This is a genomic window from Burkholderia sp. Ac-20353 (genome assembly GCF_017104785.1).
Taxonomy (GTDB): Bacteria; Pseudomonadota; Gammaproteobacteria; order Burkholderiales; family Burkholderiaceae; genus Burkholderia.
This window is the reverse complement of sequence record NZ_JAAGPL010000038.1, coordinates 37,819-57,468: the sequence shown is the minus strand read 5'-3', so window position 1 is coordinate 57,468 and position 19,650 is coordinate 37,819. Positions and strand designations below refer to the sequence as shown.

Sequence of the window (19,650 nt, the reverse complement as noted above, 5' to 3'; positions counted from 1 at the left end):
CTCGCTCGGCGCGGGCGAATGGATCAAGCGCGGGATCGGCGCCGCGCTGCTGGCCGGCGTGGCCGCGATCGCGCTCGGGCTCGATACGGGCGCCCTCGCACAACTGTCGACGGTCACGACCGGCGGCCTCGAGGCAAAGCTCGTCGATCGCCTCGGCGGGCACGCGCCCGGCGCGCCGGCGATGGCTGCAGAAAACACCGCAGCCAATGCGCCTGCAGACGGCGTGATGACCGCCGCAGGCACCTCCGCCACGCAACGCGATGGCGGCGCGATGATGCGCGCGGCCGACACGTCGCCACAGCCGGCGCCGCAACCGATGCACGCCGCCGCGGTCGCCGCGCTGCCGGTCGAAGGCACGCTGCCCGCGCTCGACGGCGCCGTGCAATGGCTGAACTCGCCGCCGCTCACGACGGCCGGCCTGCGCGGCAAGGTCGTGCTCGTCGACTTCTGGACCTATTCGTGCATCAACTGCCTGCGCACGTTGCCATATATCCAGGCATGGGCGCACAAGTACGCGCCGTACGGGCTCGTCGTGATTGGCGTGCACGCGCCGGAATTCGCGTTCGAACGGGACATCGGCAACGTCCGCAAGGCCGTGCACGATCTCGGCATCGACTATCCGGTCGCGATCGACAACCGCTACGTAATCTGGCGTGCATTCGGCAACGAATACTGGCCGGCGCACTACTTCATCGACGCGCAAGGCCGGATCCGCCGCCACCATTTCGGCGAAGGCGAGTATGTGGAATCGGAGCGCGCGATCCAGGCGCTGCTTGCCGAAGCGGGCCACCCGGAGGCGCTGAACGTGCCGATCGGCATCGCGGCGGCGAACGCGAAGGGGGCGATGGCCGCGGCCGACAACGCGGACATCCAGTCGCCCGAGACCTACGTCGGCTATGCGCGAGCGGAAGACTTCGCGTCGCCGGGCGGCGTCGTGCGAGATGTCGCGCACCGCTACGACACGCCGGTGCGCCCCGGCCTGAACGACTGGGGATTCGCCGGCAAGTGGCAGGTCGGCGCGGAAGACGCGACGCTCGCCGCACCCGCCGGCCGGATCGTCTACCGCTTTCATGCGCGCGACCTGCACCTCGTGCTCGGGCCTGACGCGAACGGCAAGCCGGTCCGCTTCCGGATCGCGCTCGACGGCGCGGCGCCCGGCGACGCGCATGGCGCGGATGTCGATGCGCAAGGCTACGGCACCGTGACGGGGCAACGCCTGTATCAGCTGGTGCGCCAGCAAGGTCAGATCGCGGATCGCACGTTCTCGATCGAGTTTCTCGATTCCGGCGTGCGCGCGTATTCGTTCACGTTCGGCTGAGCGTATGCGGCCCACCGACCGATACCCGGTTTCGTCTCGTCCGGTTCGACACAGGAGAACATCGTGAACACAACCTCATCGCAACAACCCACTCCGCCGCGCGGATCTGCCCTCCGGCATCGCATCGGCGTGCTCGCGCTGGCCGCCGCAGCCGCGTTCGGCTATCAGCGCATCGTCAACTCGGCCGAGCCGGTGACGACCGTGCCGGCGCCCACGCTCGACGAAACGCCCGCTGCATCGCACAACGAAACCGCCGTCCTTGCGGGCGGCTGCTTCTGGGGCGTGCAGGGTGTGTTCGAGCACGTGAAGGGCGTGAAGCAGGTGACCGCCGGTTACGCGGGCGGCATGGCCGCGACCGCGCACTACGAACTCGTCGGCTCCGGGCTGACGGGGCACGCGGAATCGGTCAGCATCGTCTACGATCCCGCGCAGATCAGCTACGGCCGGCTGCTGCAGATCTTCTTCTCGGTCGTGCACGACCCGACCGAGCTGAACCACCAAGGCCCCGACGACGGCACGCAGTACCGTTCGGCAATCTTCCCGACCGACGCGCAGCAGCGCGCGGTCGCGACCGCCTACATCGCGCAGCTCGGCCGCGCGCACGTGTTTCCCGCGCCGATCGTCACGCGCGTCGAGACGTTCGGCGGGTTCTACCCGGCCGAGACCTATCACCAGAACTACCTCGAGCTGCACCCGGACGCTCCGTACATCGCGTACAACGATCTGCCGAAGGTCGCCGGGCTGAAGCGGCTGTTCCCGGCGATCTACCGACCCGACGCAGTGCTCTGGCGGCAGGCGCATCTTTGACGGTGCGGTGTGCGCGTGACGCGACGGCGGTTGGCGGTTGGCGGTTGGCGACTAGCCGCATGCGCAACCGCCCGTTCGCTGCAGCACGGGAAACCGCGCGTTCACGACACGCGTTGTCGCGCGCGGCACCGCGCCACACCACGCGAACGCGCGCAATGTCGCAACGCAGCGGATGTCGCGTTCGCAAAGGCGCCGTTTTGACCGGAATCAATCCGGATCATGCTCGCGTATCCCGACGTTCCCTGATCTGGCGCTCCATCACGACCGACTTCGCGTAGACTGGACCCGATCCACCGTCCACATTCAGCGACGGTCGATTCTCCCGTCATGGAAGGAGGCGTCGCGCATGCGTGCAGTGCCCTTGCCGGATCATCGTGTCATCGAGCCACCCGCCAGCGCGCCCGTGCGCGACCTGCGCCGGGTGCCCATCCATCCCGATCACTGGTATCCGCTCGCGTGGTCGCACGAAGTCAAGCGCGGCAAAACGCTCGGCGCGCACTTCGCCGGCGACCCGATCGTGCTCGTGCGCACCGAATCCGGCACGGTCTTCGCGCTCGAAGATCGTTGCGCGCACCGCCAGGTGCCGCTGCACGCGGGCGTCGTCACCGGCGAATCGATCCGCTGCTGCTACCACGGCTGGACCTACGACTGCAGCGGCCGTTGCATCGACGTGCCGTACCTCGGGCGCGAGCGCCTGCCCAACGGCGTGCGCAGCTATCCGTGCCGCGAAGCGCACGGGCTGATCTTCGTGTTTCCCGGCGATGCGGCGCTCGCCGACCAGCGTCCGGTCCCCGCGCTGGCGTCAGCGGACGACCGCGCGTACAAGACGCGCCGCTTCGGCCGCGAAGTCAAATGCCACTACTCGTTCATGCACGAGAACCTGATGGACATGAACCACCAGTTCCTGCACCGGCGGCAGATGGGGCAGATGCGCGCGCGCTCGCTCGGCCGCCGGCGCGGCGACGACTGGGTCGAGGTGGACTACACGTTCGCGCGGATGGAAGGCAAGCAGCCGGTGGGCGAGGCACTCGTGTTCGGCGCCAGCAGGAAGGCCGGCGACCAGACCGACAAGAGCGTGATGACGGTGCGCACCGGCTATCCGTACCAGACGCTGCAGATCCGGTCGAGCGAAGGCACGCTGGTGATGGACCTGTGGATCGTCTACGTGCCGCTCGATGCCGCGCAGCGCACCAATCGAACGTTCGGAGTGTTGTCGATCCGCAAGCCCGGCGTGCCGTACGCGCTCGATCTCGCGTGGCCGCTACTCGTCTGGTTCACCGAGCGCATCTTCAAGGAAGACCGCTGGATCGTCGAGCGCGAGCAGGAAGCGCACGACATGCAGGGTGCCGACTGGAACCACGAGGTGTTTCCGGTGATCAACGAACTGCGCGACCTGCTGCGCAACTGTGGCGGCCGCATGGTGATTCCGATTCGGGATGCGGATGATCGCGCGTGATGCGGTGGCAGCCGGCGTCGGCGCGTCATTTCCCCGACCCGGTCACGACAATCGCTCGACCTCGACCTCGATTTCGGGTTCGACCGGTGCATCGGCCCCGTGCGTATTGCGCTCGAAACGCCGCGCGAGCCGATCGAATGCGAGATAAACGACCGGCGTCGTGAAAAGCGTCAGCAACTGCGACAGGATCAGCCCGCCGACGATCGCAATGCCGAGCGGCACACGCAGCTCGGCACCTGCGCCATGTCCGATCGCGAGCGGCAGCGCGCCGAACAGTGCGGCGAGCGTCGTCATCATGATGGGCCGGAAGCGCAGCACGCAGGCCTGGCGGATTGCGGCGACCGGCGCGAGGCCCTGCTCGCGCTCGGCCGCGAGCGCGAAGTCGATCATCATGATCGCGTTCTTCTTGACGATGCCGATCAGCAGGATGATGCCGATCATCCCCATGATCGACAGGTCCTGCCCGCAGAGCAGCAACGCGAGCAGCGCCCCGACGCCCGCAGACGGCAGCGTCGAGATGATCGTCAGCGGATGGATCGGGTTCTCGTAGAGCATCCCGAGCACGAGGTACACGACGACGAGCGCAGCGAGAATCAGGTACGGCTCGCTCGCGAGCGAAGCCTGGAACGCCTGCGCCGTACCCTGGAACGTGCCCGTGAGCGTGTCGGGTTTGCCGGCCGCCGCCTCGGCCGCGCGAATGGCCGCCACGGCATCGCCGAGCGAATGCCCCGGCGCGAGGTTGAACGAGATCGTCACGGACGGGAACAGCCCCTGGTGGTTGACCGAGATCGGCGACACGTTGTTTTCGATGCCGACCAGCACGTTCATCGGCACGAGTTCGCCGGTAAGCGGCGAGCGCACGTACAGGTGCGCCAGCGCGTCGGTGGACAACTGGAACTTCGGATCGACCTCCTCGACGACGTGATACTGGTTCAGCGACGTGAACAACGTCGCGATCTGGCGCTGGCCGAACGCGTCGTACAGCGTGTCGTCGATCGCCTGCGCGGTGATGCCGAAGCGCGATGCGGTGTTGCGATCGATCACGAGCGTCGCGCTCGTCGCCGACGCCTGCTGGTCCGAACTGACGTCGGTGAGCTGCGGCAGTGTCGCGAAGCGCTGCGTCAGCCGCTGCGCCCACAGGTTCAGCTCCTGCACGTCCGCGTCCTGCAGCGTGTACTGGTATTGCGCGGCACTGATCCGCCCGCCCACCTGGATGTCCTGCCTGACCTGCATCGACAGCGTGATGCCCATCACTTTCGCCAGCTTCGGCCGCAACCGGGCGAGCACCTGCGCGGCGCTTGCCGTGCGCTGGCCGAACGGCTTCAGGTTGATCATCATGCGGCCCTGGCTCACGGTCGGGTTCGGGCCGATCCAGTAATAGGCGTTGTCGACGGCCGGGTCAGCCTCGACAATCCGGCCGAGCTGCAGCATCTTCTCCGCCATCGCCGGCGGCGAAATGTCGGGCGCCGCCTGCGCGACACCCATGATCAGCCCCGAATCCTCCTGCGGGAAGAAGCCTTTCGGCACCGTCACGAACAGCGTGGCCGTGAGCGCGACGGTGCCGACGGTAACCGCCAGCATCGTGTTGCGATGCGCGAGCGCCCAGTCGAGACCGCGCTCGTAATGCCCCTCGACCGCGACGAACGCGATTTCGAGCCAGCGCTCGAGCGCGCGCAGCCGGCCGCGGTCCGAGCCCGGCGGGCGGATCAGCCAGCCGCACAGCATCGGCGTGACGGTCAGCGACACCAGCGCCGACATCACGATCGCGACGCTGACCGTCACCGCGAACTCGCGGAACAGCCGGCCGACGATGCCGCCCATCATCAGGATCGGAATGAACACGGCGATCAGCGAGATCGTCATCGAGACAATCGTGAAGCGCACCTCGCGCGCGCCGAGCAGCGCAGCGCGCAGCTTCGGCACGCCCTCCTCGATGTGGCGCATCACGTTCTCGATCACGACGATCGCATCGTCGACGACGAAGCCGACCGCGATCGTCAGCCCCATCAGCGACAGGTTGTCGAGACTGTAGTCGAGCAGATACATCACGCCGAACGTCGCGACCAGCGACAGCGGGATCGTGAGGCTCGGGATCACGGTGGCCCACACGTTGCGCAGGAACGAGAAGATCACCATCACGACGAGCGCGATCGTCAGCATCAGCGTGAACTGCACGTCGTGCACCGACGCGTCGATCGTCTGCGTGCGATCGCCGACGACGCGCACGTGCGCGGCCGCAGGCAGCGATGCCTCGAGCTGCGGCAGGCGCGACGTGATGTTGCGGATCGTCGCGACGACGTTGTAGCCGGGTTGCTTGTGCACGTCGATGATGATCGCGCGCTCGTGCTGCAGCCAGGCCGCCTGCTGCGTGTCCTCCGCCGCGTCGACCACGGTGCCGAGATCGTCGAGCCGGACCGGCGCGCCGTTCTTGTAGGCGACGACGAGATTGCGGTAGGCCGCAGCGGATGTGAGCTGGTCGGTCGCATTGAGCACGACCGAGCGGTCCGGCCCGTTGAGATTGCCCTTCGGCGCATTGACGGTCTGCACGCCGACGATCGAGCGGACGTCTTCCAGCGTGAGGCCGCGCGCGGCAAGCTTGTCCGGGTCGATGCGAATCCGCACCGACGGCCGCTGCTGTCCGTGGAAGTCGACGAGGCCGACGCCCGGCATCTGCGAAATCTGCTGCGCGAGAAAGTTCTCCGCGTAGCTGTCGAGCTGCGTGAGCGTCAGCGACGGCGACGTCAGTGCCAGCGACAGCATCGTGAAATCGGCCGGATTGACCTTCTCGTAGGTCGGCGGATTCGGCAGGTTCTTCGGCAGCGTGCCGCCCGCCGCGTTGATCGCGGTCTGCACGTCCTGCGCCGCGCTGTTGATGTCGCGCGACAGGTCGAACTGGATCGCGATCGAGGTCGTGCCGAGCGAGCTCGACGACGTCATCTGCGTGATGCCGGAAATGTTCGACAACTGTCGCTCGAGCGGCGTCGCGACCGACGTCGCCATCGTGTCCGCGCTCGCGCCCGGCAGCTTCGCGACGACCTGGATGGTCGGGAAATCGACCTGCGGCAGCGGCGCGACGGGCAGCATGAAGTAAGCGACGAGCCCGACGAGCAGCACGGCGAGCGCGAGGAACGACGTCGCGACGCGCCGGCGGATGAACAGTTCGAGCAGGCTCATGACGCTGCATCCAGCGTGGCGGCCGGCGCGGGCGTCGCGGCCTCGTCGCGCGCGCCGACGAGTTTCGCCGTCACGGGCGTGCCCGGATCGAGGCGGCTCTGACCTTCGAACACGACGAGGTCGCCGGCGGCCACACCGCTGCGGATCTCGGTCATGCCGTCGACCGCGACCCCCGTCTGCACCGCACGCAGGCGGGCCTTGCCGGACGCATCGATCACATAGAGCTGCGGGCCGGCCTGCGTGTTGACGACCGCGCGGCTCGGCACCGCAAGCCGCTGGCGGTCGGTACGCAGCAGCACCCGCGCGTTGACGAGTTCGCCCGGCCACAACTTGCGGTCGGTGTTGGCGAACGCACCCTTCAATTTGATCTGGCCGGTGGTCCGGTCGACCTGGCTGTCGATGAAGCTCAACGTGCCCTGCGCGAGTGCCTCGCCGCCCGCGCGCGCGGTGACGGTCACCGGCAACGGCGCTTTCGCCTGGCCGGCGAGCAGGTCGGGCAGCACGTCCTGCGGCACCGAGAACTGCACGTCGATCGGCTCCATCTGCGTGACGGTGACGATACCCGTCGCATCACCGGGATGCACGATCGCCCCGATGTCGGCCTCGCGCGCGCCGACCCGCCCGGCGAATGGCGCGGTCAGCGTCGTGAAGCCAAGCTGCAGGCGGTCGTTCTGCACGATCGCGGCATCGGCCGCGACGGTCGCCGTCAGCGCCTTGACCTGCGTGCGCGCCGTATCGACACTCTGCGTCGTCGCCGCGCCGATGCCGACCAGCTTCGAATAGCGGTCGAAATCGAGCCTCGCATTCTCGAGGCTGGCCTGATCCTTGTTCTGCGTCGCCTCGGCCTGGCGCAGTTGCGCGGCAAGCGGCCCCTGGTCGAGCTGCGCGAGCACCTGCCCGGCCTTCACGTCCTGCCCTTCGGCGAACAGCACGCGCTGCAGCTGGCCGTCGACGCGCACTTTCACGTCGACGGCATTGCGTGCCTGCACCGTGCCGACCGCGACGGCCCGGATCGGGAAATCGGCCGTCACCGGATGGCCGGCCGTGACCGGCACGGCCGGTTTGGCCGCGGGTGCCGCGTGCTTCGGCCACTGCCACCACGCGACGAGTGCGAGCACGGCGGCGGCGCCGACGGCGAGCCGGAACGAAAAGCGGCGGCCGTGCCGGATCGGCTGCCGCGGGGGAAGATCGGCAATGTGATTCATGGCGCGATGGAAGATGATGAAGGGACGGACGGCGCGGCCGGACCTGCCGCGCTCGCCAGCGCCGGCGGCGCTTGCGTGACGCCGAAGCCGCCGCCGAATGCACGGAACAGCCCGACGGACGCCTGCAGCCGGGCGAGGCGCGTCTGCACGAGCGTGTCCTCGGACTGATAGCGGGTGCGCTGCGTATCGAGCACCGTGAGGAAATCGACCGTGCCGCTGCGGTATTGCGCGTCGGCGAGCTGCGCGGCCTTGGCGGCAGCGTCGGCCGCCTGCTGGTCGGCGGACTCGACCTGCTGTTGCTGCGAGGCCGCCGACAGCATGTCTTCGACATCCTGGAGCGCGGCAACGATCGTCTGGCGGTAGTCGGCGACGCTCTTCGCGGACGCCGCCTCGCTCGCGTGCAGCTGGCCACGCAGCGCGCCGCCGTCGAAGATCGGTGCGGTCAGCGCGGCGGCCACGCTCGCGAACGGACTCGACAGGAAGTGCGACAGCGCGCTGCTGCTCAACCCGCCGTCCGCCGTCAGCACGAGGTTCGGAAAGAACGCGGCACGCGCGGCGCCGACGTCGTAGTTGGCCGCCTGAAGCCGCGCTTCCGACGCGCGGATGTCGGGTCGCGTATCGAGCAGGGTGGCCGGCAGGTTCGGACGCGGCTGCGGCACCGCGATGCCGGCCAGCGGCGCGGGCGCGACGTCGAAGCCCTCCGGCGCCGCGCCGACGAGCGTCGCGAGCAGATGCAGGTTCTGGTCGAGCTGCTGGCGCAGCGCCGGAATCGTGGCCTGGAAGGTGGCGAGCGCATTGCGCTGCTGCTGCACCTGCAGCTCGGTCGCGACGCCCGCCGCCTGCTGCGCCTGCAGCAACGCGAGGATCCGCGCCGCATTCGCCGAGATCGACTGCGCGAGCGCCACGCGTTCCCGCACGCTCTGCACCTGGAAGTACGTGTCGACGATCGACGCGGTCAGTGTCAGCGCGACCGTATCGCGATCGAAGCCGGCGGCCTGCGCGAGCGTGCCTGCCGCGTTCGCGGTGGCGGCGTTGCGGCCCCAGAAATCGATCTCGTAGCTCGCCTCGGCGAACAGGCTCTGGCTGCGGCTCGCGCCGCCCGAGTTCGACGATCCGCTGCTTGCGCTGCGGCGATGGCTGCGATCGAACGTGCCGTTCAGCGTCAATGACGGATAGAGCGGTGCACCGGCCTTCTCCGCGTTGGCGCGTGCCTCGTCGACGCTGGCGAGCGCCGACGCGAGCGAATAGTTATGCTGCAGCCCGCGCTCGACGAGCGTGTCGAGCGCGGCGTCGCCATAGCTGCGCCACCAGCCGCTCGTCACCGGCACGGTGCCCGCGAGCGACGTTTGCGCGGCGTCGTTCCAGCCGGCGGGCGCGGGCGGCGCCGGCCGCCGGTAGGTCGGCACGAACGAACAGCCCGCCAACGATGCGGCGAGCAACGTGACGGCGATCAGGCCGTGAATGGACTTGCGCCGCGGCGCGCGCCGGGGCGGCGGACCGTCCGACCGAAGCATGGATCGACTCCCTCGCAACTTTTACGCGACGAGGATAGCGACGGGTTCCTGTCCGGCCTTTCGCTCCAGGATGAAATTTATTTAATCGATATCGGCACGTACGTCGGGCGTGCTCATTCGCCGGCGCGCACCATGTAGCCGGCGCCGACGACGGTATGGATCAGCGGCTCGGCAAAGCCACGGTCGACCTTTGCGCGCAGCCGATGCACGTGCATGTCGATCACGTTGCCGCGCGGCTCGAACTGGTAGTCCCAGGCCGCCTCGAGCAGCATGCTGCGCGTGACGACCTGCCCCGCGTGGCGCATCAGGCACTCGAGCAGCAGGTATTCGCGATGTTGCAGTTGCAGGTCGCGCCCGCCCCGGCTCGCCCGGCGCGTGCGCCGGTCGAGTGACAGGTCGCCCACGCGCAGCACGTCCTGCAGCCGGGTGCGATCAGCGCGCCGCGCCAGTGCCTCGACGCGCGCCAGCAGTTCGGAAAATGCATACGGTTTGGCAAGGTAGTCGTCGCAACCGGCGCGAATCCCGTCGACCCGATCGTCGAGGCCCGCGATCGCGGACAGCATCAGCACCGGCGTTGCGCGATCCTGCTCGCGCAGGCGACGCACGAGTTCCATCCCGTCGAGCCCCGGCAGCCTGCGATCCGTCACGATCACGTCGTAGATGCCTTCGCGCGCGAGCGCGAGCCCGAGCGCGCCGTCGCCCGCCGTGTCCACGACGTGGCCGCTCTCCGTCAGGCCGCGCACGATGAACTGCGCGCCGCGCACATCGTCTTCGACGATCAGAATCCGCATGCAGGCAATAAACCAGATTAAATTTATTTCATGTTGGCGCGAACCGGATGTTTGGCGCGCCGGTGCATACTGTCGGCGAACAGTTTACGCTTCGCGCGCGGCCAGCGGGCCACCGTCGGCCGCGCCTCCTCCCTGGCGAAATACGGATGCCGAATATCCTGGTCGTCGAAGACGATCATCAGACCCTCGACGAAATCGTCTGCGCGCTCACCGACTATGGCTGGGTGGTCGAATCCGCGCAGACTGGCCGTGACGGCCTCGTGCTCGCCGTCGCGAAGCAGTACGACGCGATCGTGCTGGACCGGATGCTGACCGGCGGCCTGGAAGGGCTCGGCATGCTCGCGGCGATCCGCAGCGCCGGCGTGACCACCCCCGTGCTGATCCTGAGCGCGCTGTCCGCGGTCGACGAGCGGGTGCGCGGCCTGCGCGCCGGCGGCGACGATTACCTGACCAAGCCGTTCGAGTTCGTCGAACTGACGGCACGCCTCGATGCGCTGATGCGTCGCCGCGATGTGCCGGCAAGCGCCGCGCACGAATACCAGATCGGACCGCTGTCGCTGAACCTGCTGACCCGCGAGGTCACCTGTGCCGGGCAACCCGTCGCGCTGCTGCCGCGCGAATACCTGCTGCTCGAGTTCCTGATGCGACACGCCGACCAGACGGTGAGCCGCACGATGCTGTTCGAGGCCGTCTGGGGCTACCGGCTCGACGAGCGGACCAACGTGATCGACGTGCATGTGAGCCGGCTGCGCAAGAAACTCGATCCGACCGGCTCGCTGTCGCTGATCCAGACCGTTCGTGGCTCGGGATATACGCTCCGTGCAGCTGGCTGACCTGCACCGCACTACCAGCTTCCGGCTCGCGACGCTGTTCCTCGCGATGTTCGGCATCGTCTCGGCCGTGCTGTTCGCCTACCTGTACGTCGAAATCACCGGCTTCGAGACGGAGCGCGTCGACGACTGGCTGATGCGCGAGCACGCCGCGACCGTGCGCGACGCCAGGACCGACCTGGCCGCGCGCTTCGCGCACCAGAGCCAGTTCGATCCGCGCCAGCAGCGGCCATTCGGGCTGTTCGACGCGCAGGGCAAGCACCTCGCGGGCGGCTACGCGGGCGACCGGCCGCCGATCCCGGCATTCGACAAGCCGTTCTCGATGCGGCTGCCGCTGGGCGGCGAGCGTCACGCGCCGGGCCGCTGCATCGCCGCGCAGCTGCCGGACGGCCGCACCGCGCTGCAGTGCCAGAACACCCGCGAGCTCGATCATTTCGACGAAGAGCTGCTGCACGTGCTGGTGACGGCCGGCCTGCTGATGTTGCTGACGGGGCTCGTCGGCGCCGCGATCGTCGGGGTCGGCGCCGTGCGGCGGCTCGACGCCGTCACGCACTCGATCGAGGAGATCGTGTCCGGCAACCTGAGCCGGCGTCTGCCGGTGCATACGAAGCATGACGACATCGGGCGGCTCGTGCACGTCGTCAACGGCATGCTCGACGAGATCGAACGGCTGATGCAGGAAGTCAAGGGCGTGTGCGACGCGATCGCGCACGACTTGCGCACGCCGCTCACCCGCCTGCTCGCGGGGCTCGAACGCGCGCAGCGGCGCGCGCGGAACGAGGCGGATTACCGGATCGCGATCGACGACACGATCGCCGAAGCCGGCAGCATCCTGCACACGTTCAACGCACTGCTGCGGATCTCCGAGATCGAGTCCCATGCGCGCCAGCAGAGCTTCGCCGCCGTGGATCTCGCCACGGTCACCGACGACGTCGTCGAGTACTACGAACCTACTGCCGAAGACAAGCGCGTGACGCTCGACTACCACCGGGCGTCGGACGGTCCGCTCGAATTGCAGGGCGACCGCAACCTGCTGTTCGAGGCGCTGGCCAATCTCGTCGACAACGCGATCAAGTTCGCGCCGGAAGGTGGCCACGTGTCGATCCGGCCGTTTCGCGACGCAACGGGCATCGGCATCACGATCGCCGACGACGGCCCCGGCATCCCGCCCGACGAACGGCAGGCCGTGCTGCGGCGGTTCTATCGCGCGGAGACGAGCCGGCATACGGCCGGAAGCGGCCTCGGCCTCAGCCTCGCGGCTGCGATCGCGACCATGCACGGGATGGCGCTGCGCTTCAACGACGTCGCGACCGGCTGCAGCGTCACGCTGTATGTGCCACGCGGGCGGAACGCGGCCGCGCGCCGCTGACGGCTTGCGGCCGGCCGCCGCCGCTCAGTGCAGCGTGCGCAGCGCGTCGTCGACGAATGCGTTGGTATAGGTCCGTTCGACCTTCACCGACGCGCAGGACGGATTCGCCGCGGCGAGCACCTGCCACTCCTTCGTCGCACCATCGTCCGGCATGCGCCCGTCGTTCGCGAACATCGGGATTTCCTCCTTCAGCACCTTCAGATAGGCGGCGCGATCCTTGCCGCTGATCTCTGGCGGAATGACGGCCAGGAGCTGCTCGGGCGTATGCGTGTTGATGTACCGCAGCGTGCGCACGAACGCGGCCGCCAGATGCCGGGCAATTTCCGGATGCGCGCGAACCCGCGGGCCCGACATATAGACCGTGCTCGACGGAAACAGCGTGCCCAGGGTCCGGCGCGTGCCGTCGACCGACGTCAGGTCCGCAAAGACCGTCGCCACGCCTTTCGATTCGTAGACGTCGCCGTCAGGCGTCGGCGCCACGACGAAATCGGCGGCGCCGTTACGCAATGCGTCGACGTTCTTCTCCTTGCCGTCCGTGCCGAGCCGCGTGTAATCGCCGATGCCGTGGCCGCCCGCCAGCACGAGCGCATTCGCGACCGTGCTCTTCGACGAGCCGGCGCCGCCCGCGATGAAGCGCGCGCCCTCGAGATCGGTCACGCTCCGATACTTGTCCCTGGCCTGATTCGCGACCAGCACCTTCGCGCCCGGCGTCACGCCGAGCGTGACGACAGCCTCCGTATCGATGCCGTGCGCGTGGTTGACCACGTTGTGATGGTAATAGGCGACCACCGCGTCGACCCGTCCGTCCTTCAGCATGTCGGCGCTCGACACGTCGTCGCGGATGTTCATCACGGTCACGGTCGCCCCGCCGTCGCTCAGGTAACCGAGGCGCTCCGCGAGCACCACCGGGAAATTGCGGATCGCCTTGATTTCGTCGACGAGCAGCACGATGCGTGACGGCGGCGCATCGGCAGCGGGCGCAGCAGGTACAGCGGGTTCAGCAGATGCAGCAGGCTCGGCGGCCATCGCGTGCCCGCCGAGCAGGCAGGCGGACACCACCGCGAGTGCGAGTCGTTTCATCGGATGCTCCTTGTCAGTGGACGGATGGGTCATGGGCTCACGGCCACCGGATCGGCAACCACCACCTGCTCTTCGGTGCGCACGTTCTTCTTGCTGTCGCTGATCGCCTTCCATTCGGGGCTCTGCTTCAGGCGCTCGCGGACCTTGTCCACGACGGCCTCGCGCGCGCTCAGCGCGGCCTCATCCCGGTACTGCAGGATCACCATCGCCGTCCACGGGCGGCCGGCCGGGAACTGGCTCGTATAGAGCGAATACCCCGACAGCACGCCTTCGTCCATCCATCCGTTGAACTGAGGAATCACATAGGCGTCCGCATACTTCTCGTAGTCGCCGGCCGATACCAGCGTCTTGTACGGGATGACCACGTACACCGCATTCGGCGATTTCGCGTCGAGTGCCGCTGCGCGCCGGGTATCGACCGGCGTCGTATGGATCGACGTCGTCACCGCGAGTGCCTTTCCGGACAGCGCCGCGGGCTGCACCTGCTCGACCGAGCGCCAGCGATACAGGTCGTCCGGCGTCGCGAACGTCAGCAGCGCCATCGCATCCCAGTTGTCCGAATCGGCATAGCGATTGAACAGCAGCGCGTAGCGGCGCAGCCGCCCGTCGTGCTTCCAGCGCGCGAACTCGTGCGCGGTCGATTGCGCCAGTTCGCGACGCAGCGCGGGCCGGTTCGCGGGCGTCGTCTGGTAAGTGATGATCAGCGACAGCGCATCGTTGCCGGACGCCTCCGCGGCAAGCGCGGCCCCGGCGTTCAGCACGCCGGCCAGCACGCCGGCCAGCGCGACCACGGCTGCGAGGAAACGGCCGACGGCCCGGATCGATACGGGTTTCATGAAGTTTCGCTCGACGAGAGAAAGTGAAAGGGCTGGGCGTCGCATCAGAAATCGATCCTGGCGACCATCTTCACGCTGCGATCCATCCCCGTGCCGAGCGTGCCGGTCTGCACGGAATTCCAGTAGCGCTTGTTGAACAGGTTGTCGACCGCGAGCTTGATATCGACGTGCTTGCCGGCGATCAGGGTCGTGTAGCTGGCGCCGAGCGAGTAGATGGTGTACCCGGGGATGTATCCCTGATCCTGCGGGTTGACCGGGCGCTTCGTGATGAACGATGCGCGCACCGTCAGCGCGAGGCCGGGCAGCCACGCAGGGCGATGGGTCAGCGCGATGTTGCCGACCCACTTCGGCGTGTTTTCCGGCGTGAGGCCCTTGATCGTCATGTCATACACGGGATTCTGCACCGCGTGCATGTACTGGATCGCTTCGGACAGCGACCACTGACGCGTGATGTCCTGCGTCAGCACCGCTTCCGCGCCCCGGTATTCGATCGTGCCGTCGTTCGCGAAGATCTGCGTGGCCGAGTTGGTCACCGCGTTCGCACGCTTGATGTCGAACACCGACGCGCTGAATTGCAGCCACCTGAAGTAGTGGTCGCGCACGCCGATCTCGTATTGCGTCGACACGGCCGGTGCGAGCACCTGGTACGCGTTCTTCGCATTCGCGGGCGCGACACCGCCGTCCTCCAGGCCTTTCATGTAGCTCGCGAACAGCGTCGTGGTCGGCAGCACGTCGTAGAGGATGCCGAACGCCGGGGACCCGACCCAGGTCGACGACGACACGACGCCGTCATTCGCCGACGACCGGCTTGCGCGGAAGCCGAGCAGGAACTTCCACTTCGGGCCGACGCCGACCATGTCATACGTATAGAGTCCGGTATCCGCGTTGACCTGCTTCGGCAGCGACGTGTCGGGGTGGGTCGGCACCGGTGCGGGCAACGGGATCGGATCGAAGATGTTGACGCGCACCGGCAACACGATCGTATTTTGCGCAGGCGTCTCGGCGATGCGCTCGCTGCGCGACACGCCGAACGTGATGTCGTGCGTGAGCGGGCCCGTCGCGAACTGGCCGAGCAGCTCCGCCCGCTTGTACTTGTTGAAATAGACCTGCGTCACCTCGCTGACGGTCGGGATGCCACCCGCGCCGGTAAACACGTTGTACCCGCCGATCCGGGTCGTCGAGCGCGAACGGTCCGAATCCGACTGGCCGATTTCGGCGAGCACCTTCCAGCCCGGCGCGATCTCGTAGTCGACGCGCCCCTGGACGTTCGTCGTCTTCGCGGAAAAAACCGCCCACGGGCCCGACAGCAGGTTCCTCGGATCCGGCACGCGCGGCAGCGTGATGTGCCCCTTGACGGCCGTCGGCAGGCTGATGCTGCCCTGCTCGACGACCTCCTTCCGGTACGTTTCGAGATCGAACTGGAAGTGCAGGCGGTTGGTGACCTGCCAGTCGGCGCCGACGCTGCCGAACCAGCCGCGCCCGTTCGCGCCGTGCACGCCGTTCTCGATGTGCGTGTCCGACGCATTCACGCGGATACCGAATTGTTTTTCGCTGCCGAACCGATGGCTGACGTCGGCTGCGACGCCGATCTGCCCGAACGAATTGCCGAGCAGCGCGAGCGACGCGACGTCCTTGTCCATCGGCGCGCGCTTCGTCACCATGTTGAGGATGCCCGCGGGGCTCGCCACGCCGAACATCAGCGCGTTCGCGCCCTTCAGCGTCTCCACGCGCTGCTTGTTCTCCGCGGGCACCGACATCACGTTCGCGGTCGGCAGGCCGCCGTTGAGCCGGTAGTTCGCGAACAGGTTGACCTTGATGCCGCGGATGCTGGCCGCATCGGCCGGGCTGCCCGACGAGTTGGTCGGCGACACGCCGGCCTGGTTCTTGACCGCGTCGGTCACCCCCTCCTGCGCGGTCTGCAGCGCGCCGGCGCCCATCACCTCCTTGGTCATCGGCAGCGATTCCTTGTTGCCGAGCGCCTCCGCGTTCAGTTGCGCCACGATCACCGACGTTGCCGGCTCGAGCCGCCTCGGTTCGTAAAGCGCGGCGGCGTCGCGGATCCGCTTGCGCAGTTCGTCCCGGATCGTCTCGGCCTTCTTCACGAGCACCGCCTGGTCGTCGGACGCGCGGTATGGCATCACGACGCCGAGCGCGCCGATCGTCCGGCCCGCGGCATCCTGCAGCGGCAGCTCCACTTCGAGGCGATCGCCGTCGCGGCCGATCGCGGTCTGGGTCTTGCCGGTCTCGATCACACGCCGGTCGTCCGCATCGGCCGGCTTGCCGATGCGGCCGATGTTCGATGCAATGATCGGATAGTCGCCGTCACCGCCCGGTCGCGCGACGTGCATCGCGAGCACCATCACGTCGCGGCGCGTGCGGATCACGTCGTCGACGAGCGTCTGCGCGTACGGATTCGCCGGAATGCCCGTGGTCGGCAGCACGGGGTCGAAGAGTTCGTTCCCGTAGCGGATCTGCCGGCTCAGTTCGTCGCGGATCAGCGCGCCTGCCCGGATCAGCGCGTCCTTGTCGAGGCCGGAACCCGGCGGGTACGGGAACGTCACTTCGACTTCGCCGATCACCTTGCGCGTGACGTCGAGCAACGGCAAATGCACCTCGACGTTCTGGTCGGCGCGCTTGTTCACTTCCACGAACGGCGTGCCGGTCCGGACCACGTCGAGATCGTCGGGGTCCGACTTCCTGCCGATCCGGTTCGCCGATTTCGCCGCGACGATCACGCTGTCGTTCTCGCCCGGGGGACGCATGTGAAGATCCAGCTCGACGAGCTCCGGGTGCAGCGCGACCGTGCGCTCCACCAGTTGCTGCGCATAGTGCTTCGCGTGTCCGGGCTGCGGCACCTGCGCATTCTCGTGCGGGCCGCTGTCGGCCTGCGCGTAGAGCAACGGGGAAAACAAGGCCAGGACGGCCATTGCCACCATGGTTCTTCTGATCACGGTCTCCTCCAGGTCGTTTGCATTATCCGTCTTCGATCCGGTCCGGCCGCAACCGGCGTCGCGCCCGGCGGCACGAGGCCGGCGGCCGCCGTCCGGTCAGATGTCCAGCACCAGCAGATCCCCCTTCGCACGCGAGCAGCAGGGCGTGAAATGTCCGTGCCGTTCGCGCTGTGCGGGCGTCAGCACGCAGTCGAGGTGTTCGACGTCGCCGGCCAGCACCCGCGTGACGCAGGTGCCGCAAACACCCTGCTCGCACGACGTCGGAATCCTGACGCCGTGCTCGGCGAGCGACGCGACGACGGACTTGTCCGCGGGGATCCGGTACACCTTGCCCGTGCTGGCGAGCTGCACGTCGAACGCACGTGCCGCCGCATGCACTTGCGCAGCCGGTGCAAAGCGCTCGCAGTGCAGCTGCCGCTCGGGCCAGCCGCGGTTGCGCGCGGCGCGCAGCACCGTATCGATGAAGCCCGCGGGCCCGCACACATACAGATGCGTGGCCGGCGACTGGCTGTCGAGCACGCACTCGATGTCGAAGCGCCGCTCCGTGCGTGCGTCGCTGAAGTGGAACCTTGCACGGCCGGCGAACGGCGCGCGCACGAGCCGCTGCACGAATGCGGCGCGCGAGCGCGAGCGGGCGCAATAGTGCAGTTCGAAGTCGGCGTCGTGCCACGCAAGCCGCTCCGCCATGCCGATGATCGGCGTGATGCCGATCCCGCCCGCGAGCAGCAGCGAGCGCGACGCGGTCTCGTCCAGCGCAAAGTGATTGACCGGCGCCCCGATCTCGAGCAGGTCGCCTTCGTGTATCCGTTCGTGCATGGCCGCCGATCCGCCACGCGAGTGCGTGACGCGCAGCACGGCGATCACGTAGCGGCGCCGTTCGCGGGGATCGCCGCACAGCGAGTACTGGCGCACGAGGCCATCGCCCAGATGCACGTCGATATGGGCGCCTGCCGCGAACGGCGGCAGCTTGCGTCCGGCCGGATCCGTCAGCTCGAACGCACACACGCCGTCGGCCTCGATCGTCTTGCTTGCGACGCGCACGCTCAGGCGCGCATCGTGCGCCGCAGGACGCCACAGGCGGCGCAACGCGTTGCGGATCCCGGTCCAGGCAAGCAGCGGCACGCACAGCGCGCCGGCCAGCAGCAACAGTTGCCCGAACACGCCGCCCACCGCACCGGTGTGCCACGACAACGCCCAGAAATACAGCTTGTGTCCGATGCTGCTGCGCGCATACGGAACGAAGCGCAGCACCTTGCCCGTGTAGGCATCGATGAACAGCATCGTGCGAGCGTTCGGGTGCGGCGCGTCGCGATCGATCAGATACATCTCGACCGGATCGCGCGGCTTCCCGGGAACATGCAGCAGCGCGTCTTGCGGGTCGGGCGACAGCGACTGCGCGGTGCGCCAGAAACGCTCGAGCGGTTGCCGCTGCGCGTCGTTGGCAGGCACCGCCGACTTCGGTGGCCTCGCGGGCTGCGGCGAACCTGTCATCGCATAGATGCCGTGCGCGTACCAGTCGAACGCCCACGGCAGCCCGGTCAGCACCATCGACAGCAGGATCGCGCTCGCATAAATCCCGGCCGTGCGATGCAGCCGATACGCAAACGCCTGTCCGCGCGCGCCCGAGCCCGGCACGAACGCCATCCGCCAGCCGTGACGCGAGTGCGGCCACCAGAGCATGATGCCGCCGCCGATCAGCAGCAGCCCGAACAGAATCGCACTCGTGCCGGTAATCAGGCTGCCGTGCTTCATGAAACGAAACCGGTGAATCTGCTCGATCGTGCCGAGCACGCCGCCGTAACGCGAGCGCTCGCCCAGTACCGCTCCGGTACACGGATTCAGGTAGACGAAATGCTGATCGGTAAAACGAACCATCGCGGACGGCATGCGCGGCGCGCCCGGCCTGCCCGCGACGAGCCGGATATAGTCGAGCGTCGCTGCAGGCCGCATCTCGGCCGCATTCGCGGCCAGCGTGTCGAGCGTCACGCGCGCCGTGCAGGCCGGCACCGTCAGCAGGTCGCGATTGAGCACCGGCTCGAGGCCGGGACGGAATACGATCGATGCCCCGGTGATCGCCATCGACAGGATCACGAGTCCGACGGTCAAGCCGCACCAGCGATGGACCTGCAGCACGAGAGAACGGAAAACGGGTTTCATGAGGTTGCCCTGAGGTTGCCCGGACGACGACTGTTCATATCCGTCATCTTTGTCGGCAAACCTGAATGAAAGCTGAATTCAAGGGCATGTCGGGGTAAGTCCGGACTCGCAGCACGCGACGTGACGCACGCGTGGTCGCGTCCTCTTCGTCCTCTTCGTGAT

The 19,650-nt window shown here is 67.9% G+C and carries 14 protein-coding genes; 5 read left to right on the top strand and 9 right to left on the bottom strand.

Annotation, left to right across the window (positions count from 1 at the left end):
* The 3 genes from G3N94_RS14415 to G3N94_RS14405 all read left to right on the top strand — a co-directional run.
* Positions 1–1,318 (top strand): thioredoxin family protein (locus tag G3N94_RS14415; RefSeq protein ID WP_205793084.1); only part of this gene is annotated, 1,318 nt, incomplete at its 5' end.
* 63 nt (positions 1,319–1,381) lie between these two features.
* Complete coding sequence (msrA, locus tag G3N94_RS14410) at positions 1,382–2,125, top strand: peptide-methionine (S)-S-oxide reductase MsrA (protein WP_205793083.1); 744 nt, start codon at positions 1,382–1,384, stop codon at positions 2,123–2,125.
* 346 nt (positions 2,126–2,471) lie between these two features.
* On the top strand, positions 2,472–3,581 hold the full coding sequence (locus G3N94_RS14405) for an aromatic ring-hydroxylating dioxygenase subunit alpha (protein WP_205793081.1): 1,110 nt from the start codon (positions 2,472–2,474) through the stop codon (positions 3,579–3,581).
* A gap of 42 nt (positions 3,582–3,623) precedes the next feature.
* On the opposite strand, the gene G3N94_RS14400 is transcribed toward G3N94_RS14405, so the two are convergent.
* The 5 genes from G3N94_RS14400 to G3N94_RS14380 form a co-directional block, all read right to left on the bottom strand.
* Positions 3,624–6,755: an efflux RND transporter permease subunit gene (locus tag G3N94_RS14400; RefSeq protein ID WP_205793079.1), complete on the bottom strand. Its 3,132-nt coding sequence runs from the start codon at positions 6,753–6,755 to the stop codon at positions 3,624–3,626.
* On the bottom strand, positions 6,752–7,960 hold the full coding sequence (locus tag G3N94_RS14395) for an efflux RND transporter periplasmic adaptor subunit (protein ID WP_205793078.1): 1,209 nt from the start codon (positions 7,958–7,960) through the stop codon (positions 6,752–6,754). The genes G3N94_RS14400 and G3N94_RS14395 overlap by 4 nt, the downstream gene beginning before the upstream one ends.
* Entirely contained in the window at positions 7,957–9,474 is a 1,518-nt protein-coding gene (locus tag G3N94_RS14390) for an efflux transporter outer membrane subunit (protein WP_205793077.1), read from the bottom strand. The genes G3N94_RS14395 and G3N94_RS14390 overlap by 4 nt, the downstream gene beginning before the upstream one ends.
* Before the next feature lie 113 nt (positions 9,475–9,587).
* Positions 9,588–10,265 (bottom strand): response regulator transcription factor, encoded by a 678-nt coding sequence (locus tag G3N94_RS14385; protein WP_205793076.1) that lies wholly within the window; start codon positions 10,263–10,265, stop codon positions 9,588–9,590.
* A gap of 23 nt (positions 10,266–10,288) precedes the next feature.
* A complete protein-coding gene (locus G3N94_RS14380) occupies positions 10,289–10,444 on the bottom strand; it encodes a hypothetical protein (RefSeq protein WP_205793075.1) in 156 nt (51 codons plus the stop codon).
* Here G3N94_RS14380 and G3N94_RS14375 point away from each other — a divergent pair.
* Together G3N94_RS14375 and G3N94_RS14370 are read left to right on the top strand one after the other, a co-directional pair.
* Complete coding sequence (locus tag G3N94_RS14375) at positions 10,412–11,098, top strand: response regulator transcription factor (RefSeq protein ID WP_205793074.1); 687 nt, start codon at positions 10,412–10,414, stop codon at positions 11,096–11,098. The genes G3N94_RS14380 and G3N94_RS14375 overlap by 33 nt on opposite strands.
* Complete coding sequence (locus G3N94_RS14370) at positions 11,085–12,464, top strand: ATP-binding protein (RefSeq protein WP_205793072.1); 1,380 nt, start codon at positions 11,085–11,087, stop codon at positions 12,462–12,464. Before G3N94_RS14375 ends, G3N94_RS14370 begins: the two co-directional genes overlap by 14 nt.
* Before the next feature lie 24 nt (positions 12,465–12,488).
* Here the strand turns inward: G3N94_RS14370 and G3N94_RS14365 are convergent, their stop codons facing one another.
* The 4 genes from G3N94_RS14365 to G3N94_RS43205 form a co-directional block, all read right to left on the bottom strand.
* Positions 12,489–13,544, bottom strand: a complete 1,056-nt coding sequence (locus G3N94_RS14365) for an ABC transporter substrate-binding protein (RefSeq protein WP_205793070.1) — start codon at positions 13,542–13,544, stop codon at positions 12,489–12,491.
* A 29-nt stretch (positions 13,545–13,573) separates the two neighbouring features.
* On the bottom strand, positions 13,574–14,380 hold the full coding sequence (locus G3N94_RS14360) for a hypothetical protein (protein WP_205793068.1): 807 nt from the start codon (positions 14,378–14,380) through the stop codon (positions 13,574–13,576).
* A gap of 44 nt (positions 14,381–14,424) precedes the next feature.
* Positions 14,425–17,331, bottom strand: a complete 2,907-nt coding sequence (locus tag G3N94_RS14355) for a TonB-dependent receptor (protein WP_346778698.1) — start codon at positions 17,329–17,331, stop codon at positions 14,425–14,427.
* 96 nt (positions 17,332–17,427) lie between these two features.
* A complete protein-coding gene (locus tag G3N94_RS43205; protein WP_205793066.1) occupies positions 17,428–19,488 on the bottom strand; it encodes a PepSY domain-containing protein in 2,061 nt (686 codons plus the stop codon).
* Positions 19,489–19,650 lie beyond the last annotated feature (162 nt).

Excerpts from the sequence above, each read along its gene's own strand:
- G3N94_RS43205 (WP_205793066.1), bottom strand. The coding sequence starts at position 19,488 with ATGAAACCCGTTTTCCGTTCTCTCGTGCTGCAGGTCCATCGCTGGTGC.
- G3N94_RS14365 (WP_205793070.1), bottom strand. The coding sequence starts at position 13,544 with ATGAAACGACTCGCACTCGCGGTGGTGTCCGCCTGCCTGCTCGGCGGG.
- G3N94_RS14380 (WP_205793075.1), bottom strand. The coding sequence starts at position 10,444 with ATGATCGTCTTCGACGACCAGGATATTCGGCATCCGTATTTCGCCAGG.
- G3N94_RS14385 (WP_205793076.1), bottom strand. The coding sequence starts at position 10,265 with ATGCGGATTCTGATCGTCGAAGACGATGTGCGCGGCGCGCAGTTCATC.
- G3N94_RS14405 (WP_205793081.1), top strand. The coding sequence starts at position 2,472 with ATGCGTGCAGTGCCCTTGCCGGATCATCGTGTCATCGAGCCACCCGCC.
- G3N94_RS14390 (WP_205793077.1), bottom strand. The coding sequence starts at position 9,474 with ATGCTTCGGTCGGACGGTCCGCCGCCCCGGCGCGCGCCGCGGCGCAAG.
- G3N94_RS14400 (WP_205793079.1), bottom strand. The coding sequence starts at position 6,755 with ATGAGCCTGCTCGAACTGTTCATCCGCCGGCGCGTCGCGACGTCGTTC.
- G3N94_RS14360 (WP_205793068.1), bottom strand. The coding sequence starts at position 14,380 with ATGAAACCCGTATCGATCCGGGCCGTCGGCCGTTTCCTCGCAGCCGTG.
- G3N94_RS14375 (WP_205793074.1), top strand. The coding sequence starts at position 10,412 with ATGCCGAATATCCTGGTCGTCGAAGACGATCATCAGACCCTCGACGAA.
- G3N94_RS14395 (WP_205793078.1), bottom strand. The coding sequence starts at position 7,960 with ATGAATCACATTGCCGATCTTCCCCCGCGGCAGCCGATCCGGCACGGC.